General features: G+C 71.2%; 14 protein-coding genes. 11 read left to right on the top strand and 3 right to left on the bottom strand.

Annotation, left to right across the window (positions count from 1 at the left end):
* The first annotated feature begins 45 nt into the window (after positions 1 to 45).
* The 7 genes from mtnA (at position 46) to ACO1BR_RS29995 (ending at position 10,011) form a co-directional block, all read left to right on the top strand.
* Entirely contained in the window at positions 46 to 1,206 is a 1,161-nt protein-coding gene (gene mtnA, locus ACO1BR_RS30025) for an S-methyl-5-thioribose-1-phosphate isomerase (RefSeq protein ID WP_426798234.1), read from the top strand.
* Positions 1,203 to 1,880: a two-component system response regulator MtrA gene (mtrA, locus tag ACO1BR_RS30020; protein ID WP_030416996.1), complete on the top strand. Its 678-nt coding sequence runs from the start codon at positions 1,203 to 1,205 to the stop codon at positions 1,878 to 1,880. The genes mtnA and mtrA overlap by 4 nt, the downstream gene beginning before the upstream one ends.
* 64 nt (positions 1,881 to 1,944) lie before the next feature.
* The gene (gene mtrB / locus ACO1BR_RS30015; RefSeq protein WP_426798233.1) at positions 1,945 to 4,146 is read left to right on the top strand and encodes an MtrAB system histidine kinase MtrB; all 2,202 of its coding nucleotides are present in this window, start codon (positions 1,945 to 1,947) and stop codon (positions 4,144 to 4,146) included.
* Complete coding sequence (locus tag ACO1BR_RS30010; RefSeq protein ID WP_426798232.1) at positions 4,136 to 6,025, top strand: LpqB family beta-propeller domain-containing protein; 1,890 nt, start codon at positions 4,136 to 4,138, stop codon at positions 6,023 to 6,025. Before mtrB ends, ACO1BR_RS30010 begins: the two co-directional genes overlap by 11 nt.
* Before the next feature lie 426 nt (positions 6,026 to 6,451).
* Positions 6,452 to 7,153, top strand: a complete 702-nt coding sequence (locus ACO1BR_RS30005; protein ID WP_426798231.1) for a ComF family protein — start codon at positions 6,452 to 6,454, stop codon at positions 7,151 to 7,153.
* 1,170 nt (positions 7,154 to 8,323) lie between these two features.
* Positions 8,324 to 9,019, top strand: a complete 696-nt coding sequence (hpf, locus tag ACO1BR_RS30000; protein WP_426798230.1) for a ribosome hibernation-promoting factor, HPF/YfiA family — start codon at positions 8,324 to 8,326, stop codon at positions 9,017 to 9,019.
* A gap of 233 nt (positions 9,020 to 9,252) precedes the next feature.
* Complete coding sequence (locus tag ACO1BR_RS29995; protein ID WP_426798229.1) at positions 9,253 to 10,011, top strand: response regulator; 759 nt, start codon at positions 9,253 to 9,255, stop codon at positions 10,009 to 10,011.
* A gap of 73 nt (positions 10,012 to 10,084) precedes the next feature.
* Here the strand turns inward: ACO1BR_RS29995 and ACO1BR_RS29990 are convergent, their stop codons facing one another.
* On the bottom strand, positions 10,085 to 11,368 hold the full coding sequence (locus ACO1BR_RS29990; RefSeq protein WP_426798228.1) for a winged helix-turn-helix domain-containing protein: 1,284 nt from the start codon (positions 11,366 to 11,368) through the stop codon (positions 10,085 to 10,087).
* Positions 11,369 to 11,426: 58 nt separating this feature from the next.
* Entirely contained in the window at positions 11,427 to 12,050 is a 624-nt protein-coding gene (locus tag ACO1BR_RS29985) for a GNAT family N-acetyltransferase (protein ID WP_426798227.1), read from the bottom strand.
* 285 nt (positions 12,051 to 12,335) lie between these two features.
* On the opposite strand from ACO1BR_RS29985, the gene secA reads away from it, so the two are divergent.
* Positions 12,336 to 15,170, top strand: coding sequence for a preprotein translocase subunit SecA (secA, locus tag ACO1BR_RS29980; protein ID WP_426798226.1), 2,835 nt, complete (start codon positions 12,336 to 12,338; stop codon positions 15,168 to 15,170).
* Positions 15,171 to 15,295: 125 nt separating this feature from the next.
* Here secA and ACO1BR_RS29975 read toward each other — a convergent pair whose 3' ends face one another.
* Positions 15,296 to 16,060, bottom strand: coding sequence for an Rv3235 family protein (locus ACO1BR_RS29975; RefSeq protein WP_426798225.1), 765 nt, complete (start codon positions 16,058 to 16,060; stop codon positions 15,296 to 15,298).
* A gap of 275 nt (positions 16,061 to 16,335) precedes the next feature.
* Here ACO1BR_RS29975 and ACO1BR_RS29970 point away from each other — a divergent pair, with 275 nt between their 5' ends.
* The 3 genes from ACO1BR_RS29970 (at position 16,336) to ACO1BR_RS29960 (ending at position 23,058) form a co-directional block, all read left to right on the top strand.
* Complete coding sequence (locus tag ACO1BR_RS29970; RefSeq protein WP_159503497.1) at positions 16,336 to 16,842, top strand: DUF6912 family protein; 507 nt, start codon at positions 16,336 to 16,338, stop codon at positions 16,840 to 16,842.
* Positions 16,843 to 16,962: 120 nt separating this feature from the next.
* A complete protein-coding gene (locus ACO1BR_RS29965; RefSeq protein WP_426798243.1) occupies positions 16,963 to 17,661 on the top strand; it encodes an HAD family hydrolase in 699 nt (232 codons plus the stop codon).
* Positions 17,662 to 18,096: 435 nt separating this feature from the next.
* Positions 18,097 to 23,058 carry an NAD-glutamate dehydrogenase gene (locus tag ACO1BR_RS29960; RefSeq protein WP_426798224.1) on the top strand — a complete coding sequence of 1,654 codons (4,962 nt, stop codon included), beginning with the start codon at positions 18,097 to 18,099 and terminating at the stop codon, positions 23,056 to 23,058.
* Positions 23,059 to 23,095: the final 37 nt, after the last annotated feature.

Genomic DNA, 23,095 nt, shown 5'->3' with positions numbered 1-23,095 from the left:
AAGGGGACCTTCTGCTCGACGGGTGGTCGGCGGCAGACTGAGTGGATGGCTGATCAGCACGAGGTATCCGGGACGCTCACGATTCCGTCGTTGCGCTGGGCGGAACCACCCGAGGGACCGGTATTGGTCCTTCTTGATCAGACGCGGCTGCCGGTGGAGGAGGCCGAGCTGGCCTGCACGGACGTGCCGGCGCTGGTTCAGGCGATCCGCACACTGGCCGTGCGTGGGGCGCCGCTGCTGGGCATCGCGGGCGCGTACGGCGTCGCGCTGGCCGCGGCGCGGGGATTCGACGTCGATGACGCGGCGGAGGCGCTGGCGCATGCCCGTCCGACCGCGGCCAATCTGGCGTACGGCGTACGGCGCGCGGCTGCGGCGTACCGCGGGGCGGTGGCGGACGGCGCTGATCCGGAGGTTGCCGCGGCAGCCGCGCTGGCCGAGGCGCGTGCCGTGCACGCGGAGGACGTCGAGGCCAGTACACGGATGGCGGAGCAGGGCCGGGCGCTGCTCGGTCGGTTGCTGCCGGGTGGCGCGCACCGGATTCTCACGCACTGCAATACGGGTGCCCTGGTCTCCGGGGGACAGGGGACCGCCCTGGCCGTGGCGCTGGCGGCGCACCGCGCCGGGGAACTGCGTCGGCTGTGGGTGGACGAGACACGTCCGCTGCTGCAGGGGGCGCGGCTGACCGCCTACGAGGCGGCGCGTGCGGGTATGGCGTACACGGTGCTGGCGGACGGTGCCGCGGGATCGCTGTTCTCCGCGGGCGAGGTGGACGCGGTGCTGATCGGGGCGGACCGGATCGCGGCGGACGGTGCGGTGGCCAACAAGATCGGCAGCTATCCGCTGGCGGTGCTGGCGCGGTACCACCACGTTCCGTTCATCGTGGTGGCACCGACCAGCACGGTGGATCTGCAGACCGAGGAGGGAGTCGCTATCGAGGTGGAGCAGCGGCCGGGCCATGAAGTGACGGAGTTCTCGTTGCCGCACATGTGGGGGGCCGGAGCCGAGGCGGGCACCGGGATTCCGGTGGCGCCGCTGGGCGCACATGCCTACAACCCGGCCTTCGACGTCACGCCGGCAGAGCTGGTGACGGCGATCGTCACGGAGGCGGGAGTGGTGTCTCCGGTGACCCGGGACGGGCTGGCGGAGGTGTGTTCCACGTCACGATGGAGTAAGTCACGATCAGGTAATGGGATGATGGCCGAATGAAGGGACGCGTCCTGGTCGTCGACGACGACACCGCACTGGCAGAGATGCTCGGCATTGTGCTGCGCGGCGAGGGCTTTGAACCGTCGTTCGTGTCGGACGGTGACAAGGCTCTCGCGGCGTTCCGCGAGACAAAGCCCGATCTTGTGCTGCTCGACCTGATGCTGCCTGGCCGGGACGGCATCGAGGTGTGCCGCCTGATCCGGGCCGAGTCCGGCGTGCCGATCGTCATGCTGACTGCCAAGAGCGACACGGTGGATGTGGTGGTCGGCCTCGAATCGGGCGCGGACGACTACATCGTCAAGCCGTTCAAGCCCAAGGAGCTGGTGGCCCGGATCCGGGCGCGGCTGCGGCGGTCGGAGGAGCCGGCGCCCGAGCAGCTGGCGATCGGTGACCTGGTCATCGACGTCGCGGGGCACTCGGTGAAGCGGGACGGGCAGTCGATCGCGCTGACTCCGCTGGAGTTCGATCTGCTGGTGGCGCTGGCGCGCAAGCCGTGGCAGGTGTTCACCCGCGAGGTGCTGCTGGAGCAGGTCTGGGGTTATCGGCACGCCGCGGACACCCGGCTTGTCAACGTCCATGTGCAGCGGCTCCGCTCCAAGGTCGAGCGGGACCCGGAGCGTCCCGAGATCGTCGTGACCGTGCGCGGGGTCGGCTACAAGGCCGGGCCCAGCTGAGATGAGCCGGGACGGTTCGGCCCCGGAGGGAAAGCGGGGGCGCACCGTCGGCCCGACGGGTGATATGTCCTTTTCGGATCGGATGGCGGCGTGGCTGCTGCGAGGCGGGCAGCTGCTGCCCGACGGCGCGGTGAGCGGGCCCGTCCATCCCCTGCTGCGGCTCTTCAGCCGGTGGGTGCGGCGGCCCCTGCTGCCCGCGCTGCGGCTGTGGCGCCGCAACATCCAGCTCCGTGTGGTCGCGACGACCCTGCTGATGTCGCTGGCCGTGGTGCTGCTGCTCGGCGTCGTGGTCGTCGGACAGGTCCGCAACGGCCTGCTCACGGCCAAGGCGCAGGCCGCCCAGAGCCAGGCCGTGGGAGGCTTCGAGGTCGCCCAGAAACTGGCCGACGGCGGTGACGACAACCGGCCCGACGACAGCAACCGCGCCGCCAGCCGCGGCAGCCAGGACTCCGCGACCTGGCTGACCAGCCTGGTCGAGCAGCTCGCCAGCGGCGGGCAGGGCGTTTTCTCGGTCGTGGCGCTCAGCTCTGACTCCGACGAGCCCTTCGGCGACGCCACCCCGGGCACCCGCGGGCCGCGCGCCTCCGGGGACGTCGACCCCGAGCGCAGCGTGCCCGCCGAGCTGCGGCGGAAGCTGGACACCAAACCCGGAACGTTCCGCGAGTACACGCAGATCAAGCGCATCGGGTCCAACGACGGGGTGTCAGCGCTGATCATCGGCAAGCGCCTCAACGACATCAACGGCAACCAGTACCAGCTCTACTACCTCTTCCCGTTCAACCAGGAAGAGGATTCGCTCAAGCTCGTGACCGGCACGTTGGCGACGGCCGGGGTGTTCGTCGTGATCCTGCTCGGCGCCATCGCCTGGCTCGTGGTGCGGCAGGTCGTCACCCCTGTACGGATGGCCGCCGGGATCTCCGAGCGGCTGGCCGCGGGCCTCCTCCAGGAGCGGATGAAGGTCACCGGCGAGGACGACATCGCCCGCCTCGGCGAGTCCTTCAACAAGATGGCGCAGAACCTCCAGCTCAAGATCCAGCAGCTGGAGGAGCTCTCCCGGATGCAGCGCCGCTTCGTCTCCGACGTCTCGCACGAGCTGCGGACGCCGCTGACGACCGTCCGGATGGCCGCCGACGTCATCCACGAGGTACGCGACGAGTTCGACCCGGCCACCGCGCGCTCCGCCGAACTGCTGCGCGGCCAGCTCGACCGCTTCGAGTCGCTGCTCGCGGAACTGCTGGAGATCAGCAGGTTCGACGCGGGCGCGGCGGCACTGGAGGCCGAGCCCGTCGACCTGCGCGACGTGGTGCACCGCGTCATCGAAGGCGCCGAGCCGCTCGCGGAGCGCAAGGGCACCCGCATCGTGGTGCGCGGTGCCGAGCAGCCCGTCATGGCCGAGGCCGACCCCCGGCGGGTGGAGCGGGTGCTGCGCAACCTCGTCGTCAACGCCGTCGAGCATGGCGAGGGCCGCGATGTCGTGGTGCGGCTGGCGTCCGCCGGCAGCCCCAGCGGCGGCGCGGTGGCCGTCGCCGTCCGGGACTACGGCGTCGGTCTCAAGCCGGGCGAGGCGACCCGCGTCTTCAACCGCTTCTGGCGCGCGGACCCGGCGCGGGCCCGTACGACCGGCGGTACGGGGCTCGGCCTGTCCATCGCGGTCGAGGATGCCCGGCTGCACGGCGGCTGGCTCCAGGCTTGGGGCGAGCCCGGCGGCGGCTCGCAGTTCCGGCTGACCCTGCCCCGTACGGCGGGCGAGACGCTGCGCGGCTCTCCGATCCCCCTGGAGCCCGAGGACTCGCGGCGCAACCGCGGCCTCGACGCGACGGGGCAGCCGCTTACCGGCGCGGACGGCAAGGCGTCCACCATCCCGGCGCAGCCACGCCCCGGGCAGCAGCGCACCACCGCCCGGCCGGCGGCCGACCCGGCGGCGCTGCCCGGCAGCGGCGCCCGTGTGGTGCCGCAGAGCGCGGGCGCGCGGAGCGACGGGACGGCGCGCGGCGGCAGCGGGAGCGCGTACGACGGTCCGGCGGTCCGCGACGCGCACGACCCTGATAAGTCGGAGGCGTCGGGCCTGGAGAGATCAGCCGCCGAGGCGTCGGACCCTGGGATGTCGGCCCCTGGGATGTCGAGCCCTGCGGCACCGGGCCAGGGCGACCCGGCTCCCGGGGAGCGGACTCACGACGGCGCGCCCGTCGAGGGCGCGGCCGTCGGTGGGACGGAGCGGGAGGCCGGACGCGGCATGGATCGGGAAGGCGGACCGAGTGGGCACTGAGCGCGGAGGCGAGCGCGGCGTGGACATACCGTTCCGCCGGCGCGCCCGGAGGGGAGCCGGCGCCCGCACGGTACGGAAGGCCGTGCTGTTCGGCTGCGCGGCGGCACTGCTGGCCGGCTGCGCGTCCATGCCGGACAGCGGGGACGTCACACCGGTCGACCAGTCACCGCGCTCCGACGGGGACTCGCAGGTGCGGGTCTACGGCGTACCCCCGCAGGACGGCGCCCAGCCCACCAACATCGTGCGCAGCTTCCTCGACGCGACGACCAGCGACGAGGCGGATTTCCGTACGGCCAGGATGTACCTGGCGAAGTCGGCGAAGCGGACCTGGCGGCCGTTCCTGGTCACCAACGTGCTCCAGGAACGGCCCAAGTCCGAACCGCAGGCAGGCCCCAACCGCGACGACGCCGACGGCTACACGGTCGCGCTCTCCGGCAGCCAGGTAGCGACGGTCGACGACAACCACGCCTACACCCCCGAGGAGAAGCCGTACCGCGAGACGATCCACCTCATCAAGGAGGGGGACCAGTGGCGCATCGACCGGCTGCCCAACGGACTGGTGCTGGGCCAGTCCGACTTCCAGCGCATCTACCGCTCCGTCAACAAGTACTACTTCGCGTCCTACAACTCCGAGTCGCAGGACCCCAAGGCGCACAAGAACGTACTCGTCGCGGACCCCGTCTACCTGCGCCAGCGGATCAAACCGATCACCGCCAGCGTGGACGCACTGCTCGCCGGGCCCACCAACTGGCTGAACCAGGTGACGTCTTCGGCGTTCCCGCCCGGCACCCGGCTCGCCGCCCGCGACCTGTCGCTGGACGACTCCAACGCGTTGCAGGTCAAGCTCAGCAAGCAGGCGGTCAGCACCGACAGCGCCCAGTGCAAGCGGATGGCCGCTCAGCTCTTCTTCACCGTCCAGGACATGACGCGGGCCTCCAAGATCAGCCAGGTCGAGCTCCAGGACGAGAGCGGCAACTCCCTGTGCACACTGACGCAGGATCAGGCCGACCGGGACTTCGCCGCTCCGGCGCGCTCCGGGCGCTCCGCCAAGGAGTACTTCATCGACGCCCAGCACCGGGTCGTCGCCATGTCGGACTCGGCCACCGAACCGACACCGATACGCGGGCCGTTCGGCACCGGCAAGACCCCGCTGCGTTCGGTCGCCATCTCGCGCGGCGAGAACGCCGCGGCCGGGGTGTCGAGTGACGGCCGGTCCCTGTACGTGGTCGGCATGCAGGACGGCATCGAACGCGGCGCGCCACTGCTCACCAGCGCCAGTAGCGACAAGAACGCCGATGAGGGCCTGACCGCGCCGAGTTGGGACGGTCTGGACGACCTGTGGATCGCCGACCGCGATGCGCACGGCTCGCGACTGCTGCGGATGCGCGAGGGCAAGGGCGACGCCGAGGAGGTCGCGGTGCCCGGCCTCGGCCAGCGGCGGATCAAGGCGATCAAGGTGGCCGCGGACGGTATCCGGATCGCGATCCTGGTGGAGGACAAGGGGCGTACGACGCTTCAGCTCGGCCGCGTCGAACGGGGCGGCACCTCCGCGCACCCCGTGCTGTCGGTGCAGGAACTGCGGCCGATCGCACCCCAGTTGGAGGATGTGGTGGCGGCGTCCTGGGCGGGCGGCAGCCGGCTGGTGGTCGTCGGCCGGGAGGCCGGCGGGGTGCAGCAGATGCAGTTCATGGAGACCGACGGCTCGGCGTCCGATGCGCAGACCCTGCCGGGCGTCAACGGGGTCAAGGCGGTGGCGGCGTCGGAGGACGAAACCCGGCCGCTGATAGCGGACGCCACGGAGGGCATCGTGCGCCTGCCTCCGGACGCGAACTGGAAGACCGTGGCCAAGGACGGGACCGCGCCGGTCTATCCGGGCTGAGGCCGGGGTTCCGGCGCCGGCTGGCGCGGGTGGTCGGTGTTCCTGGCGCCCTGTCCGGTTCCGTGGGGGTTCTTTCCGCTCTGGCTTCCCGTTCCGTTTCCGTGTTCTGTCTGCCTGCTCGGTTCCCCTGCTCGGTTCCCCTGCTCGGTTCCCCTGCTCGGTTCCCCTGCTCGGGGTTCCCTTACTCGGTCTCCCTGCTTCGTCTCCCCGCTCGGTCCGGCTTACGGCGGCCGGTGGGGTGTGGGGTGTGGTCGCGACGGCCGGGTGCCGGGTGCCGGGGGGAGGCGCTGCCGCGGGGGCTGTGTGGCGGGTGTGGTGGTGCGGCGGCTGGCGGCTGTTAGCCCGATCGGGTGATGGGGATATCCGCATTCCATGAGTTGTCCACAGGGGTGGTGGCCGACCGTGCGTCGCCGCGACAGTGGACTCATGAAGGGGGTGTGGCGAGAGCTGGCCGGCCTGGTACTCCCGGTCGACTGCGCGGGGTGTGGCCGGCCGCGTACGGAACTGTGCGTGAAGTGTCTGCGGGCGCTGTCGCGGGACGGGCGCGGCGCGCGGCGGGTGCGGCCGCGCCCGGTGCCCGCGGGACTGCCGCGGGTGTGGGCCGGTGCGCCGTACGCCGATGAAGTGCGGGCCGTGCTGCTGGCGCACAAGGAGCGCGGCGCCCTGCGGCTGGCCAGGCCGCTGGGAACGGTTTTGGCGGGGGCGGTGCGGGGGGTGGGGGGAGGGGGCGGCCCCCTCCTGTTGGTGCCGGTGCCGTCGGCGCGGAGTGCGGTGGCCGGGCGGGGGCACGATCCGGTGCGCAGGATTGCGCTGGCTGCGGCTGCTGAGCTGCGGCGGGAGGGTGCCGGGGTGCGGGTACTGGCTCTGCTGCGGCAGTGCCGTGTGGTGGCGGACCAGGCGGGCCTGAACGCCCGGCAGCGGCTGGTGAACGTCGCGGGCGCACTGGTGGTGCCGGGCATGGCCGGGAGGCTGCTGACAGGGGCGCCAGTGGTGCTGGTGGACGACCTGATGACGACGGGAGCCACGCTCGCGGAGGCGGCGCGGGCGGTTGCGACTGCCGGTGGCCGGGTGGTCGGCGCGGCGGTGGTGGCGGCGCCTCGTGGCGCATTCCCGGTCGACGGGGCGTGACCGGCAAGGCAAAGACCAGCCTGGCGAAGATCGGCATGGCTACGACCGGTACTGCACAGGCATGGCAACGACCGCTACTGCTCGGTCGGTCGTTTGGCGTCGGCCGGGTCACCCGCCGGTGGCCAGGGTGGCGGGGTGTGGTCGGCCGGGTGCTTCGCGGGGCGATCGGGAGGGGCTGGGAGGCCGGTACCGGCCGTGGCCGGCGTGACGCGACCGCCCGCCGCGAGTGGCCACCCACCGCCGTCGTGCCCACCACCGCCACCCCTAGCCCGCTGCCTGCCCCACCGCTGCCCGCCCGCCACCGTCCCCCCTGTCCACCCCGCCACCCACCGCCCCGCCGGCGCTCCGAGCGCGCCCGACACAGTGGCCCCAGGTAGTCGGGGCGCGTCCCGCAGAGCCCGGACCACCGTTCGGAGGCCGAGCTGCCCCCTGCCCAGCCGCCCCTTGTCCAGCTGTCCCCCGTCCAGCCGCCCCCTGCCGAGCGGCGCCCTCCGGTGGACCGGCCGTCCCACCGGCCGAGCCGGTGCCCTGGCCGCTTTACCAGTGCCGGACCACCGGCTTCACCAGTGCCCGGACCACCGGCTTTACCCGTGCCCGGACCACCCGCCTCACCGGCAGCCGNCCTGGCCGCTTTACCAGTGCCGGACCACCGGCTTCACCAGTGCCCGGACCACCGGCTTTACCCGTGCCCGGACCACCCGCCTCACCGGCAGCCGGTCCACCCGCCTCACCAGCGCCCTGACCCCCGGTGGTCGCTCCCGCCGGGGTGATCGGGGCACCGCCCCGGGGGCCCCGGGCCACCCGGCCCGGTGGCCCCCGGTCGCCGTTCAGCCGGCGGATTATCTGGAACTGGCCGGTGGGTAGGAACGTTGCTGGTAACGAGCGCCGATTCGCACCCAAACGGAGCTGGTCGGTGCGAGGGGGTGCCGACACCCGTCCAGTAGAGCTATGTTCGGTTGTGAGGACTTGGCGGACGCTTTGCCTCGGATGTCGTGATGCGTGCGTTTCGGGGTTTTTGCAGCAATCCTGAAGACAGGGGAGTGGAGAGCTTGTCCCTGGGGGAGGAGGAGGTGAAAGTCGCCAGTCCGAGGCTCCGGCACCCACCGGGGCCTGGTGCAAGAAGGAGCTGCTCCGCCTGTTGAGCGGGGCGATCCGGGAACGGAGTTCTGCGTGGACATCGTCGTCAAGGGCCGCAAGACCGAGGTGCCCGAGCGGTTCCGCAAGCACGTGGCCGAGAAGCTGAACCTGGACAAAGTCCAGAAGCTCGACGGCAAGGTGATCAGCCTGGACGTCGAGGTGTCCAAGGAGACCAACCCGCGGCAGGCCGACCGTTCCGACCGAGTGGAGATCACGCTCCGCTCCCGTGGCCCGGTGGTCCGGGCCGAGGCTGCCGCAGCCGATCCGTACGCCGCCCTGGACCTGGCAACCGCCAAACTGGAGGCGCGCCTGCGGAAGCAGAACGACAAGCGTCACTCACGCCGTGGCAACGGCCGCATCCCGGCGAGCGCTGTCCCGTTCGCCGTCCCTGACGCGGCACGGCTGAACGGCCATGGCCTGACCGCCGCGGAGGAAGCCGCGGAACGCGAAAAGGTGCCGACCACCCGGATGGGAACGCTGGAGATCCAGGGCGAAGGGCCGGTGGTCGTCCGCGAGAAGACCCACTCGGCCGCACCGATGGCGCTTGACCAGGCGCTCTACGAGATGGAGTTGGTCGGACACGACTTCTATCTCTTCATCGACGCCGAGACCAAGCAGCCGAGTGTCGTCTATCGGAGGCACGCCTACGACTACGGCGTCATCCACCTGAATTCCGACGCGTTCGGAGAGGAATCGCCCGGCGGCGCAGGCGGCGCGCTGGGCGGCTGACCCCCACCCGTTCGGTGCCCCCGGCGCACGCCGGGGGCACCATCGTGCCTGCGGAGGGCAGGAGTTGAAGCCGTATAGTGTTTGTGCCAGCCGGGGAGTATGTGGGCACGAAACGGCGACATGCCGGGGAGACGGTCGTATGGCATTGATCGGGCCGGCCGCAAAGGGCTGTTGTCAACCAGCCTTATATCCAAGCTCTGGCCCTTCGGCCGAGTAGTTGACGGGGAGGAACAGTGGGGGAAGGTTTCGGGCCCGTGCGTGGTGACGCGGACGATGACGTCAGTGGCGCGGGGGGCCCTGACGGGGGCGCCGCCGCCCGGGTGCCGCGCAAGGAGCCGATCCGGGTCCTGGTTGTGGACGATCATGCACTCTTCCGCCGGGGACTGGAGATCGTTCTGGCACAGGAGGAGGACATCCAGGTCGTCGGCGAGGCCGGGGACGGCGCGGAGGCGGTCGACAAGGCCGCCGATCTGCTGCCCGACATCGTGCTGATGGACGTGCGGATGCCCAAGCGCGGTGGGATCGAGGCGTGTACCTCGATCAAGGAGGTGGCCCCCAGCGCGAAGATCATCATGCTGACGATCAGCGACGAAGAGGCCGATCTCTACGACGCGATCAAGGCCGGCGCCACCGGCTACCTCCTCAAGGAGATCTCCACCGACGAGGTGGCTACTGCGATCCGGGCCGTCGCGGACGGGCAGTCGCAGATCAGCCCGTCGATGGCGTCCAAGCTCCTGACGGAGTTCAAGTCGATGATCCAGCGCACCGACGAGCGCAGGCTGGTGCCCGCGCCCCGGCTCACCGACCGCGAGCTGGAGGTCCTCAAACTCGTCGCCACGGGCATGAACAACCGCGATATCGCCAAGGAGTTGTTCATCTCCGAGAACACCGTGAAGAACCATGTCCGCAACATCCTGGAGAAGTTGCAGCTCCATTCCCGGATGGAAGCCGTGGTCTATGCGATGCGGGAGAAGATCCTCGAAATCCGGTGAGTCGGTGAGCCGGTGAGGGGGTTGTCCGGGGGGCTTTGTGCGCCCTCGGGAGCCGCCGCTTACGGGGATTTCGTCAGGGCGTGGGCGCCTCCCCCGCGATGCGGGTGAGTTCGGTGCGCAGTGCGGCGGCCAGGCGGGGGTCGTCGCAGCGGTCGACGCGTACGGTGTCGCAGCCCACCCAGCGTGCGGCCTCCTGGAGGGCCTGGGCCATGGGGCGTACGGCCTTGGTGTTCTGCATCGACAGCTGGCGGGCGACCAGGGTGGTGCCCTCGCGGGCCGGGTCGACGCGGCCCACCAGCTTGCCGCCGGCCAGCAGGGGCATCGCGAAATAGCCGTGCATCCGCCGGGGCTTGGGGACGTATGCCTCCAGGCGGTGGGTGAACCCGAAGATCCGTTCCGTCCGCCGGCGGTCCCAGACGAGGGAGTCGAAGGGGGAGAGCAGGGTGGTGCGGTGCCGGCCCCGGGGCGGGCCGGCGAGCGCGGCCGGATCCGCCCAGGCGGGCTTCGCCCAGCCCTCGACCGCCACCGGCACCAGCCCCGAGTCCTCGATGACGGCGTCCACCTGCCCGCCCTTGAGGCGGTGGTAGTCGGCGAGGTCGGCGCGGGTGGCCACGCCCATCGCGGCGCCGGCCTGGGCGACCAGGCGCCGTATGCACGCGGCGTCGTCCAGGTCGTCATGGAGCAGTGCGTCGGGGACGGCGCGCTCGGCGAGGTCGTAGACCCGCTTCCAGCCGCGGCGCTCGGTGCAGACCACCTCGCCGGTGTCCAGCAGCCATTCGACGGCGATCTTGGTCTCGGACCAGTCCCACCACTCGCCCGCCCGTTCCCCGCCACCGCCCCCACTGGAAGCGCTTCGCGCTGCTGTGACATCGCCGCCGCCCAGCTCGGAGGTGGTCAGCGGGCCCTCGGCCTTGAGGCGGTCCAGGACGGCGGCACAGGAGCGCGCGGAGTCCTTCATGACGTGCCAGCGGTGGCCCCGGGCGCGGAAGGCCCGGCGGCGGAAGGCAAAGTGCGGCCACTCCTCGATGGGCAGGATGCAGGCGGCGTGCGACCAGTACTCGAAGCTGTGCGGTCCGGCCGGGGAGCCGGCGCCGGGGGCGGACCAGTAGGCGGCGTCGACGGCGGGGCGGCCGACCGGGCCGAGGCGGGCGTAGGGCACCAGCTCATGGGAGCGGGCCAGCACCGAGATCGTGTCGAGCTGCACCGCGCCCAGATGCCGCAGCACCCCCCGCACGCCCGCCCGGCGGTCCGGGGCTCCCAGCAGGCCCTGCGCCAGCAGCGCCGCCCGCCGGGCGTCGTCGGCGGACAGGGTGGTCACAGGGGGTGGCGGCGGCTGCCGCTGTGTCACTGCGGTCATGTTGGAAAGGGTAGGGGCGGGCACTGACAATGCCGCCCGATGTGCGTCTTTCCGCTGGTCAGCCGCGGTGGGGTAGGTAGGGCGTGCGGTCGGCGGCCGGGGTGGGGGCCGCGGTGGGCGGCGCGGGTTCCGGGGGCAGGTCGGACGGGAGCAGGGAGCCGATCCACAGGTCCCGGCGGGTGCCTGCGGCCGCCAGCTTGGCGCGCAGGGTGCCCTCCCTCTGGAAGCCGACCTTGCGGGCCACCGCCCAGGAGCCTTCGTTGCCGGCCTCGGCGAGCCATTCCATCCGCTCCACCCCCAGGTCGCGGAACGCCCAGCGCAGTACCGCGCGGGCCGCCTCGGCGGTGTAGCCCTTGCCGCGGTGCTCCTTGGCCGTCCAGTAGCCGAGCTCGGCCTGCCGCTCGGGGGTGCGCAGCTGGGCGAGCCGGACCAGCCCCATGGAGCCGACCAGGGATCCGTCGGCCCGGGTGACGACCGCGAAGGTGTAGGTGGTGTCGTCGCGCCAGCCCTCGGTGGCGACCGTGCCGACGAACCGCTCCGCGTCCGCACGGCTGTACGGGGAGGAGACGCTCGTCCAGCGGGGGATCTCGGGATCCTGGCAGGCGGTGTGGACGGCGGCTGCGTCGGAGGGCTCGAACGGGCGCAGCAGGAGCCGCTCGGTGCTGAGGGTGACGGGCTTCATGGAGCGAGTCTGCGGGGCCGCGGGGGGTGCCACGAACCCTTTTCGCCGTGATTCCCGGCACCTTCGCGGTACTTTCCCGGTGGCATTCCGGGTACTTTCGCGGCACCTTCTCGCGGGCTCGTGCGTTGACGTGGCAAGGGGTCGGTGGCCTTGGCTGCGGCGGACCTCCCGGCCGGACGGCGTCCTCCTTTACGATGGCCGTTGCGGCGGGGCCTGCCCCCTTGGAAATATGCCGCGCCCGCGCACTCGACCGTGCAGGCCCGACCGGCAAGGAGACCAGCCCAAGTGTCCGTCTTGACGAAGATCATGCGTGCAGGCGAAGGAAAGATCCTGCGCAAGCTGCACCGCATCGCGGGCCAGGTCAACTCCATCGAGGAGGACTTCGCGGCCCTCTCCGACGCCGAGCTGCGGGCGCTCACCGATGAGTACAAGGAGCGCTACGCGGACGGCGAGAGCCTGGACGACCTGCTGCCCGAGGCGTTCGCCACGGTCCGCGAGGCCGCCAAGCGGGTGCTGGGCCAGCGGCACTACGATGTCCAGTTGATGGGTGGCGCGGCCCTTCACCTCGGCTATGTCGCGGAGATGAAGACCGGTGAGGGCAAGACCCTGGTGGGTACCCTCCCGACGTATCTGAACGCCCTGTCCGGCAAGGGTGTCCACCTGATCACGGTCAATGACTATCTGGCGGAGCGCGACTCCGAGATGATGGGCCGGGTCCACAAATTCCTGGGCCTGACCGTCGGTTGCATTCTCGCCGACATGACGCCGGCCCAGCGCCGCGAACAGTACAACTGCGACATCACGTACGGCACGAACAACGAGTTCGGCTTCGACTACCTGCGCGACAACATGGCGTGGTCGCAGGACGAACTGGTCCAGCGCGGCCACAACTTCGCGGTCGTCGACGAGGTCGACTCGATCCTCGTCGACGAGGCCCGTACGCCGCTGATCATCTCCGGCCCGGCGGACTCGGCCACCAAGTGGTACGGGGACTTCGCCAAGTTGGTGCAGCGCCTGAAGCGGGGTGAGGCGGCCAACCCGCAGCGCGGTGTCGAGGAGACCGGCGACTACGACGTCGACGAGAAGAAGCGCACCGTCGGCATCCACGAGTCCGGTGTCAGCAAGGTCGAGGACTGGCTGGGCATCGACAACCTGTACGAGTCGGTCAACACCCCCCTCGTCGGGTACCTCAACAACGCGATCAAGGCCAAGGAACTGTTCAAGGTCGACAAGGACTACGTCGTCATCGACGGCGATGTCATGATCGTCGACGAGCACACCGGCCGTATCCTCGCCGGCCGCCGCTACAACGAGGGCATGCACCAGGCCATCGAGGCGAAGGAGGGGGTGGAGATCAAGGACGAGAACCAGACGCTCGCCACGATCACCCTGCAGAACTTCTTCCGCCTCTACGACAAGCTCTCCGGCATGACCGGTACGGCCATGACCGAGGCCGCCGAGTTCCACCAGATCTACAAGCTCGGCGTCGTCCCGATCCCGACGAACCGGCCCATGGTCCGCAAGGACCAGGCCGACCTGATCTACCGCACCGAGCCGGCGAAGTTCGACGCGGTCGTCGAGGACATCGCGGAGAAGCACGAGAAGGGCCAGCCGATCCTGGTCGGCACGACCTCCGTCGAGAAGTCCGAGTACCTCTCGCAGCAGCTCAACAAGCGCGGTATCGCCCATGAGGTGCTCAACGCCAAGCAGCACGACCGGGAGGCGACGATCGTCGCCCAGGCGGGCCGCAAGGGCGCGGTGACGGTCGCCACGAACATGGCCGGCCGCGGTACGGACATCAAGCTCGGCGGCAACCCCGACACCCTCGCCGAGGCGGAGCTCCGGCAGATGGGGCTGGACCCCGTCGAGCACGTGGAGGAGTGGGCGGCGGCGCTGCCGGCCGCGCTGGAGCGCGCCGAGGCGGCCGTGAAGGCGGAGTTCGAGGAGGTCAAGGAGCTCGGCGGGCTCTACGTCCTCGGCACCGAGCGGCACGAGTCGCGGCGTATCGACAACCAGCTCCGCGGTCGTTCCGGCCGCCAGGGCGACCCCGGCGAGTCGCGGTTCTACCTCTCCCTGGGCGATGACCTGATGCGGCTGTTCAAGGCGCAGATGGTCGAGCGGGTCATGGCGATGGCCAACGTCCCCGACGACGTCCCGATCGAGAACAAGATGGTGACCCGGGCGATCGCCTCCGCCCAGTCGCAGGTCGAGCAGCAGAACTTCGAGACGCGGAAGAACGTCCTCAAGTACGACGAGGTCCTCAACCGCCAGCGCGAGGTCATCTACGGCGAGCGGCGCCGCGTCCTGGAGGGCGAGGACCTCCAGGAGCAGGTCAAGCACTTCATGGACGACACGATCGACGCCTACATCCAGGCGGAGACTGTCGAGGGCTTCGCGGAGGAGTGGGACCTGGACCGCCTGTGGGGCGCGTTCAAGCAGCTCTACCCGGTCAAGGTGACGATCGAGGAGCTGGAGGAGGAGGCCGGCGACCGCGCGGGCATCACCGCCGAGTTCATCGCCGACGCCGCCAAGGACGACGTCCACGAGCAGTACGCGGCTCGCGAGGAGCAGCTCGGCTCGGAGATCATGCGGGAGCTGGAACGCCGGGTCGTGCTGTCCGTCCTGGACCGCAAGTGGCGTGAGCACCTCTACGAGATGGACTACCTCCAGGAGGGCATCGGCCTGCGGGCGATGGCCCAGAAGGACCCGCTGGTCGAGTACCAGCGCGAGGGCTTCGACATGTTCACCGCCATGATGGAGGGCATCAAGGAGGAGTCCGTCGGCTACCTGTTCAACCTGGAGGTCCAGGTGGAGCAGCAGGTCGAGGAGGTCCCGGTGGCGGACACGGCGGAGCCGGCGTCCCTGGAGAAGGACGTGGCCGAGGCGGTCCCCGCGGGCGCGGGCCGTCCGGAGATTCACGCCAAGGGCCTGGAGGCGCCGCAGCGTCCCGACCGGCTGCACTTCACCGCACCGAAGGTCGACGGCGACGGCAGCGTCATCGAGGGCGACTTCGTCAGCGACGACGAGGCCGACGGCCCGGCCCGTTCCGAGGCGGACGGTCTGACCCGCGCGGAGCGGCGCAAGGCCCAGAAGAGCGCCGGACGGCGCCGCAAGAAGTGAGCTGCGCACCGCGTTAGGGCCTGACCCATCGGGACAGGTGCTAGCCGAGGTGGAGGGCGCTCCGGCCGGGAAACCGGCCCGGGGCGCCCTTCGCGTTGCGCGATGCCCGCGCGTGGCACCGGGCTCTAGGTGACCAGGGCGCCGGTGGCCGGGGCCGGGCCGATGTCGAGGGCGGCGCAGCGCCAGCGGGTGTCGGTGCCGAGCTCCAGGCGGAAGGCGAGGGCCCTCAGGCGCGCGCCGGTGGCGATCCGGGCGAACGCCTCGATGACGCCGTCGCAGGGCCGGCACAGGCCGCATTCGTGCAGCGTCGGGACGGGGGCGCGGCGGCCCGGAGCGACGTACGGGCGCAGCGGCGTCAGCGGGGCCAGCTCCGCCAGCCGGTCGTAGGCGGCGGGCAGCGCGTGCCCGAGGAGGACGTGGACGGGGCGTTGGCCGCTGAGGGTCAGCAGCAGCTGGTGGGCGAACCACCGGTGGGGTCGGCTCTCTTGGGCGCGGCGCCGGGCACCGGGGGTGGGGAGCGGGGTGTCCGGGGCGGGGAGGGGGGTGCGGGCTGCGCTGGCCGGGGTGGACGGGGTGGCCGGGCGGCGCTGCGCGGTGCCGGTGCGGGACAGGTACGGGGTGAGGGTGGGGCCGCGGTTCCCGGCCGGTCCGGGGCCGCGGCCCGCGGGGCCGGAAGGTCGGCGGGTGCCGCGGCGGTGCGCGGTAGCGGTGCGCGGGCCGGGTGCCGCGCCCGCCGCGCCGTTCGTTCCCCCCGCTGCCGTCGTTCCCGTCCTTGCCGCCGTGCTCGCGGTATCCGTCGTGTCCGCCACGTCCGCCACGTCCGCCACGTCCGTCACATCTGTCATGTTCCTCGTGTCGGTCGTGCCGGTGGTCCTGTTCGTGGTGCTCATGGGTGCCCCCTCGTGCCGGGATCGGTGGATTACCGGGCGGTAGCTTCGGTGCAGGATCTTCTCGGCGGGGTGCGGCGGCGGCAAGGCCGTCCGCGGGCGGGGAGGCGGCGCGGGGATTTCACCTGTCCGTGTCAGGGGCCCGGTATCACGGGGCGGGACGGGGGTGGCGGGGGCATGTGGGGCGGCCGGCGCAGGGGGTGCGGGGGCGGCACGATGGGGGACTCGCCGCCGTATGCTGACGGGGCATTGTTCTGGATCTAGCGAGAGCGGCTGTTATGCGTGTCTACGTCCCCCTGACACTTTCCGGGCTCGCTGCCGCGCACGAGAGCGGTGAGCTGGGGTCCGGCCCGCTGTGTGCGTACGCCGTCACGCCCGCGCTGCGGGAGTGGTACGTCTCGGACGACATCGAGGAGCTGGAGTACGCGGCGCTGAACCGCGCGGCGCAGGCGTCGCTGCGGCTGCTGGCCGGCCATCCGGAGGCCGCGCGGCGGCGCGTGGTGGTGGCGGTGGACGTCGCCGAGGGCGCGGCGGTCGCGGATCCGGACCGGGGGCTGGACCAGTCGTCGCTGGGCGAGGTGCGGGTCGCCGGGCCGGTGCGGCTGTCGAAGGCGGCGGCGGTGCATGTGGACGCGGCGGACGCGGAGGCCGATGTGGCGGCGGCCGCGGCGGCGCTGGGGGCGGCGGACCTCGGCGACGACGACGCGCAGTTCACCGTGGACGGCGCGGAGGACCACGACCTGATGTGGTTCGGGGTGCAGGAGATCCCGCAGCTGATCGGCTGAGTGCCAGGGCCTGTCCGGTGGATTGTGGCCGGTCCCGCCGCGTTGTCAGTGGCGGCGGGTACGGTTTTTCGCATGGCAGGAGCACGGGGGCAGGACCGGGGGAACGACCAGGAGAGCGGCATGAGGAAGCCGGCGGCACACATCGTGTGGGACTGGAACGGCACGCTGTTCCACGACATCGACGCGGTGATCGCGGCGACCAACTCCGCCTTCGCGGAGATCGGTCTGGAGCCGATCACGCTGGAGCGGTATCGGGAGCTGTACTGCGTACCGGTGCCGCGGTTCTACGAGCGGCTGATGGGGCGGCTGCCGACCGAGGCCGAGTGGCTGGTGATGGACGAGACCTTCCACCGCCACTACGCCGAGCACCGGGTGGGGTGCGGGCTCGCCGACGGCGCGGAGCTGCTGCTGGAGGGGTGGCAGGCGGCCGGGCGGAGCCAGTCGATCCTCAGCATGTTCGGGCACGACGAGCTGATACCCCTGGTCCGCGGCATGGGGATCGCCTCGTGGTTCGTGCGGGTCGAGGGCCGGACGGGGCCGTCCGGCGGCTCGAAGAGCGCGCACATGGTGCGGCATCTGGCGGCGATGGACGGGGTGGATCCGGGGCGTACGGTGGTGATCGGGGACGCTGTGGACGATGCGGTGGCGGCGCGAGACGCGGGCGCGCACGCGGTGCTGTACACGGGCGGCTCGCACAGCCGGAGCAGTCTGGCGGCTGCCCGGGTGCCGGTGGTGGACAGCCTCGCCGAGGCGGTGCAGGTCGCGGGAGATCTCGCAGGCGAGACCGCGGGAGATGCCGCGGGAGATACCGCCTGTTAGGGCCCGGCCGTGATCCTTCGGACAGGTCCTGGGGCCCGACCCGGTGGCCGTCCCACACGCATATTCCACCCCGGCCAACCATTGTCCAGAAGGTCTAAGTTAGGGCTGATGTTTTGTACGGGGACGGCCCATGACGGGACCCGTGCCGGGAGCGATAGCCTTGCACCGTGATCAGCGCGATAACCCGCGGGGGCGTCAAGGCTCCCGCCGTGCGCCCGGGGCACCATCGTGACCGGGCGATCGCTGGTCGTTGCGGCCGTCAATCCCTGTCGACATGGACAAAAATCGTCGATTGCGGCACGGCCCTCTCACCCCGCGGCATAGCGTCGACAGCGACAGGACACCCCGCGTCGCGCCGGCGTTGTGCAGCTTCCACCGCACTTCCCACGTTTTTCCACAACGTCACGCAACGGCGCGCGACAGGAGCCAGAGGACATGCAGACCAAGCTGGACGAAGCCAAGAACGAGCTGCTCGCGAGGGCTGCCCGGGTCAGTGAGAGCACCCCGGCCGGGGGAGCGTCCCCGGTACGCGGGCTCGACCCGGAGACCCTCACGGGATACCTCCAGCGCTACTACCTGCACACCGCCCCCGAGGACCTCGCCTACCGCGACCCGGTAGACGTCTTCGGCGCCGCGCTCTCCCACTACCGCCTGGCCGAAACCCGCCCCCAGGGAACGGCGAATGTGCGGGTGCACACCCCGACCGTCGAGGAGAACGGCTGGACGTGCAGCCACTCCGTCGTCGAGGTGGTCACCGACGACATGCCCTTCCTGGTCGACTCGGTCACCAACGAGCTCTCGCGGCAGGGGCGCGGCATCCATGTCGTGATCCACCCGCAGGTGGTCGTCCGCCGCGACGTCATCGGCAAGCTGATCGAGATCCTGGACGCCAACGGCGACACCTACGGCGCGAACGGCACCGGCAAGGCCGCCGAGCTGCCGCTCGACGCGGTGACCGAGTCCTGGATCCACGTCGAGATCGACCGCGAGACCGACCGGGAGGACCTCAAGCAGATCACCGCCGATCTGCTGCGGGTGCTGTCCGACGTCCGGGAGGCCGTCGAGGACTGGGACAAGATGCGCGGCACCTCGCTGCGCCTCGCCGAGCAGCTGCCCGGCGAGCCGGTCGCCGACGACCTGCGGGACGACGAGATCGAGGAGGCCCGGGAGCTGCTGCGGTGGCTGTCCGACGACCACTTCACGTTCCTGGGGTACCGCGAGTACGAGCTGGCCTCCGCGCCCGGTGAGGGCGGCGTCGACGAGGACGTCCTCACCGCCGTGCCGGGCACCGGCCTGGGCATCCTGCGCTCCGACCCGCCGCACCGGGAGAGCGACGCCGGCCACCCCGTCTCGCCGTCCTTCAACCGGCTGCCCGCGGACGCCCGCGCCAAGGCCCGTGAGCACAAGCTGCTGATCCTGACCAAGGCCAACAGCCGCGCCACCGTCCACCGCCCCTCCTACCTCGACTACGTCGGCGTGAAGAAGTTCGACCAGGAGGGCAACGTCATCGGGGAGCGGCGCTTCCTGGGCCTGTTCTCCTCGGCCGCGTACACCGAGTCCGTGCGCCGGGTTCCGGTCATCCGCCGCAAGGTCGCCGAGGTCCTCGAAGAGGCCGGCTTCAGCCCGAACAGCCACGACGGCCGCGACCTGCTCCAGATCCTGGAGACCTACCCGCGCGACGAGCTGTTCCAGACCCCGGTCGACCAGCTGCGCTCCATCGCCACCAGCGTGCTCTACCTCCAAGAGCGCCGCCGGCTGCGGCTCTACCTCCGCCAGGACGAGTACGGCCGCTACTACTCCGCGCTGGTCTACCTCCCCCGGGACCGGTACACCACCGCCGTCCGGCTGCGGCTGATCGACATCCTCAAGGAGGAACTGGGCGGCACCAGCGTCGACTTCACCGCCTGGAACACCGAGTCGGTCCTCTCCCGGCTGCACTTCGTCATCCGGGTCAAGCCCGGCGCCGCCCTGCCCGACCTCACCGACGGCGGCGTGGACCGCATCGAGGCGCGGCTGGTCGAGGCCGCCCGGTCCTGGGCCGACGGCTTCGCCGAGGCGCTGACCGCGGAGGTCGGCGAGGAGCGCGCCGCCGAGCTGCTGCGCCGCTACGGCCACGCCTTCCCCGAGGGCTACAAGGCCGACAACAACCCGCGCAGCGCGGTCGCCGACCTCCAGCACCTGGAGAAGCTCACCGAGGAGCCCGGCCGCGACTTCGCGGTCAGCCTCTACGAGCCGGTCAACGCCGGCCCCGGTGAGCGCCGCTTCAAGATCTACCGCCGGGGCGAGCCGGTCTCGCTGTCGAAGGTGCTGCCCGGCCTCAACCGCCTGGGCGTCGAGGTCGTCGACGAGCGCCCGCACGAGCTGCGCTGCGCCGACTCGACCCTCGCCTGGATCTACGACTTCGGGCTGCGGATGCCCGAGCACGTCTCCGGTGACGACGCCCGCGAGCGCTTCCAGGAGGCGTTCACGGCGGTGTGGACCGGCGCGGCCGAGAGCGACAACTTCAACAAGCTGGTGCTGCGCGCCGGCCTCAACTGGCGCCAGGCGATGGTGCTGCGGGCGTACGCCAAGTACCTGCGGCAGGCCGGCTCGACCTTCAGCCAGACGTACATGGAGGACACCCTCTCCAACAACGTCCACACCACCCGGCTGCTGGTCTCGCTCTTCGAGGCGCGGATGGCGCCGGAGCGGCAGCGCGCCGGCACCGAGCTGATCGACGGGCTGCTGGAGGAGCTGGAGGGCGCGCTCGACCAGGTCGCCTCCCTGGACGAGGACCGCATCCTGCGCTCCTTCCTGACCGTCATCAAGGCGACGCTGCGCACCAACCACTACCAGAAGGACGGCGCGGGCAGGCCGCACCCGTACCTGTCCATGAAGCTGGACCCGCAGGCCATGCCGGACCTGCCGGCGCCGCGCCCGGCGTACGAGATCTGGGTGTACTCCCCCCGGGTCGAGGGCGTCCACCTGCGGTTCGGCAAGGTCGCGCGCGGCGGTCTGCGCTGGTCGGACCGCCGGGAGGACTTCCGTACGGAGATCCTCGGCCTGGTCAAGGCGCAGATGGTCAAGAACACCGTCATCGTGCCGGTCGGCGCGAAGGGCGGCTTCGTCGGCAAGCAGCTGCCGGACCCGGCGCAGGACCGCGACGCATGGCTGGCCGAGGGCATCGCCTGCTACAAGACCTTCATCTCGGGCCTGCTGGACATCACCGACAACCTGGTCGGCGGCGAGGTCGTCCCGCCGCAGCACGTGGTCCGGCACGACGAGGACGACACGTACCTGGTCGTCGCCGCCGACAAGGGCACCGCGACCTTCTCCGACATCGCCAACGAGGTCGCCGAGTCCTACGGCTTCTGGCTGGGCGACGCGTTCGCCTCCGGCGGCAGCGCCGGCTACGACCACAAGGGTATGGGCATCACCGCCCGCGGCGCCTGGGAGTCGGTCGAGCGGCACTTCCGCGAGCTGGGCCACGACACCCAGACCCAGGACTTCACCGTCGTCGGCGTGGGCGACATGTCCGGTGACGTCTTCGGCAACGGCATGCTGCTCAGCGAGCACATCCGGCTGGTCGCCGCCTTCGACCACCGGCACATCTTCCTCGACCCGAAGCCGGACGCGGCGACCTCGTACGCCGAGCGCCGCCGGCTCTTCGAGCTGCCGCGCTCCTCGTGGGCCGACTACGACACCGAGCTGCTCTCCCAGGGCGGCGGCATCCACCCGCGCTCGGCGAAGTCCATCCCGATCAACGCCCAGGTGCGGGCCGCGCTCGGCATCGACTCCGGCGTGAAGAAGATGACGCCGGCCGACCTGATGCAGGCCATCCTCAAGGGGCCGGTCGACCTGCTGTGGAACGGCGGCATCGGCACGTACGTGAAGTCCTCCGCCGAGACGCACGCCGACGTCGGCGACAAGTCCAACGACGCGATCCGGGTCAACGGCGAGGACCTGCGGGTCAAGGTCGTCGGCGAGGGCGGCAACCTCGGGCTGACCCAGCTGGGCCGGATCGAGTTCGCCGCGGCCGGCGGGAAGATCAACACCGACGCGATCGACAACAGCGCCGGTGTGGACACCAGCGACCACGAAGTCAACATCAAGATCCTGCTCAACTCCGTCGTCGCCGACGGCGACATGACGGTCAAGCAGCGCAACAAGCTGCTGGCGCAGATGACCGACGAGGTCGGCGCGCTGGTGCTGCGCAACAACTACGCGCAGAACACCGCGCTGGCGCTGGCCATCGCCCAGTCCTCCAGCATGCTCCACGCCCAGCAGCGCTTCCTGCGCCGCCTGGTGCGCGACGGCCACCTGGACCGGGCGCTGGAGTTCCTGCCCACCGACCGGCAGATCCGCGAGCGGCTGAACACCGGGCGCGGCCTGACCCAGCCGGAGACCGCGGTCCTGCTGGCGTACACCAAGATCACGGTTGCCGACGCGCTGATCCAGACGCAGCTGCCGGACGACGCCTACCTCCGGCGGCTGCTGCACGCGTACTTCCCGACGGCGCTGCGGGAGAACTTCACCGAGCAGGTCGACGGGCACGCGCTGCGCCGCGAGATCGTGACGACGGTGCTGGTCAACGACACCGTCAACACCGGCGGTACGAGCTTCCTGCACCGGATGCGGGAGGAGACCGGCGCGTCCCTGGAAGAGGTCGTCCGGGCGCACACCGCGGCCCGTGCGATCTTCCGGCTCAACCAGGTCTGGGACGACGTCGAGGCCCTCGACAACGTCGTCGCCGCCGAGGTGCAGACCCGGATCCGGCTGCACTCGCGCCGGCTGGTCGAGCGCGGCACCCGCTGGCTGCTCAACAACCGTCCGCAGCCGCTGGAGCTGTCCGGGACCATCGACTTCTTCGCGGAGCGGGTGGCCCAGGTCTGGGCGGAGCTGCCGAAGCTGCTGCAGGGCGGCGACCTGGAGTGGTACCGCACGATCCTGGAGGAGCTGACCGACGCGGGCGTGCCCGAGCAGCTGGCCGTCCAGGTGTCCGGCTTCTCCTCGGTCTTCCCGGCGCTGGACCTCGTCGCCATCGCGGACCGCACGGGCCAGGAGCCGCTGGCCGTCGCCGAGGTCTACTACGACCTGGGCGACCGGCTGCGGATCAACCAACTCCTCGACCGCATCCTGGAGTTGCCGCGCAACGACCGCTGGCAGTCGATGGCCCGCGCCTCGATCCGCGAGGACCTCTTCGCGGCGCATGCGGCGCTCACCGCGGACGTGCTGTCGGTGGGCGACGGCTCGGCGACGCCCGAAGAGCGGTTCAAGGCGTGGGAGGAGGCGAACGCGGCGATCCTGACCCGTGCGCGCGCCACGCTGGAGGAGATCCACGGGTCGGAGGGATTCGACCTGGCGAACCTGTCCGTGGCGATGCGGACGATGCGCACGCTGCTGCGGACGCACAGCTGAGGCCCGGGCGGGGGGGGCGGCGCCTTGCGGCGGCGGC

This window comes from Streptomyces sp. YGL11-2 (assembly GCF_050054615.1).
GTDB lineage: Bacteria > Actinomycetota > Actinomycetes > Streptomycetales > Streptomycetaceae > Streptomyces.
This window is presented reverse-complemented; position numbering and strand designations above follow the sequence as displayed.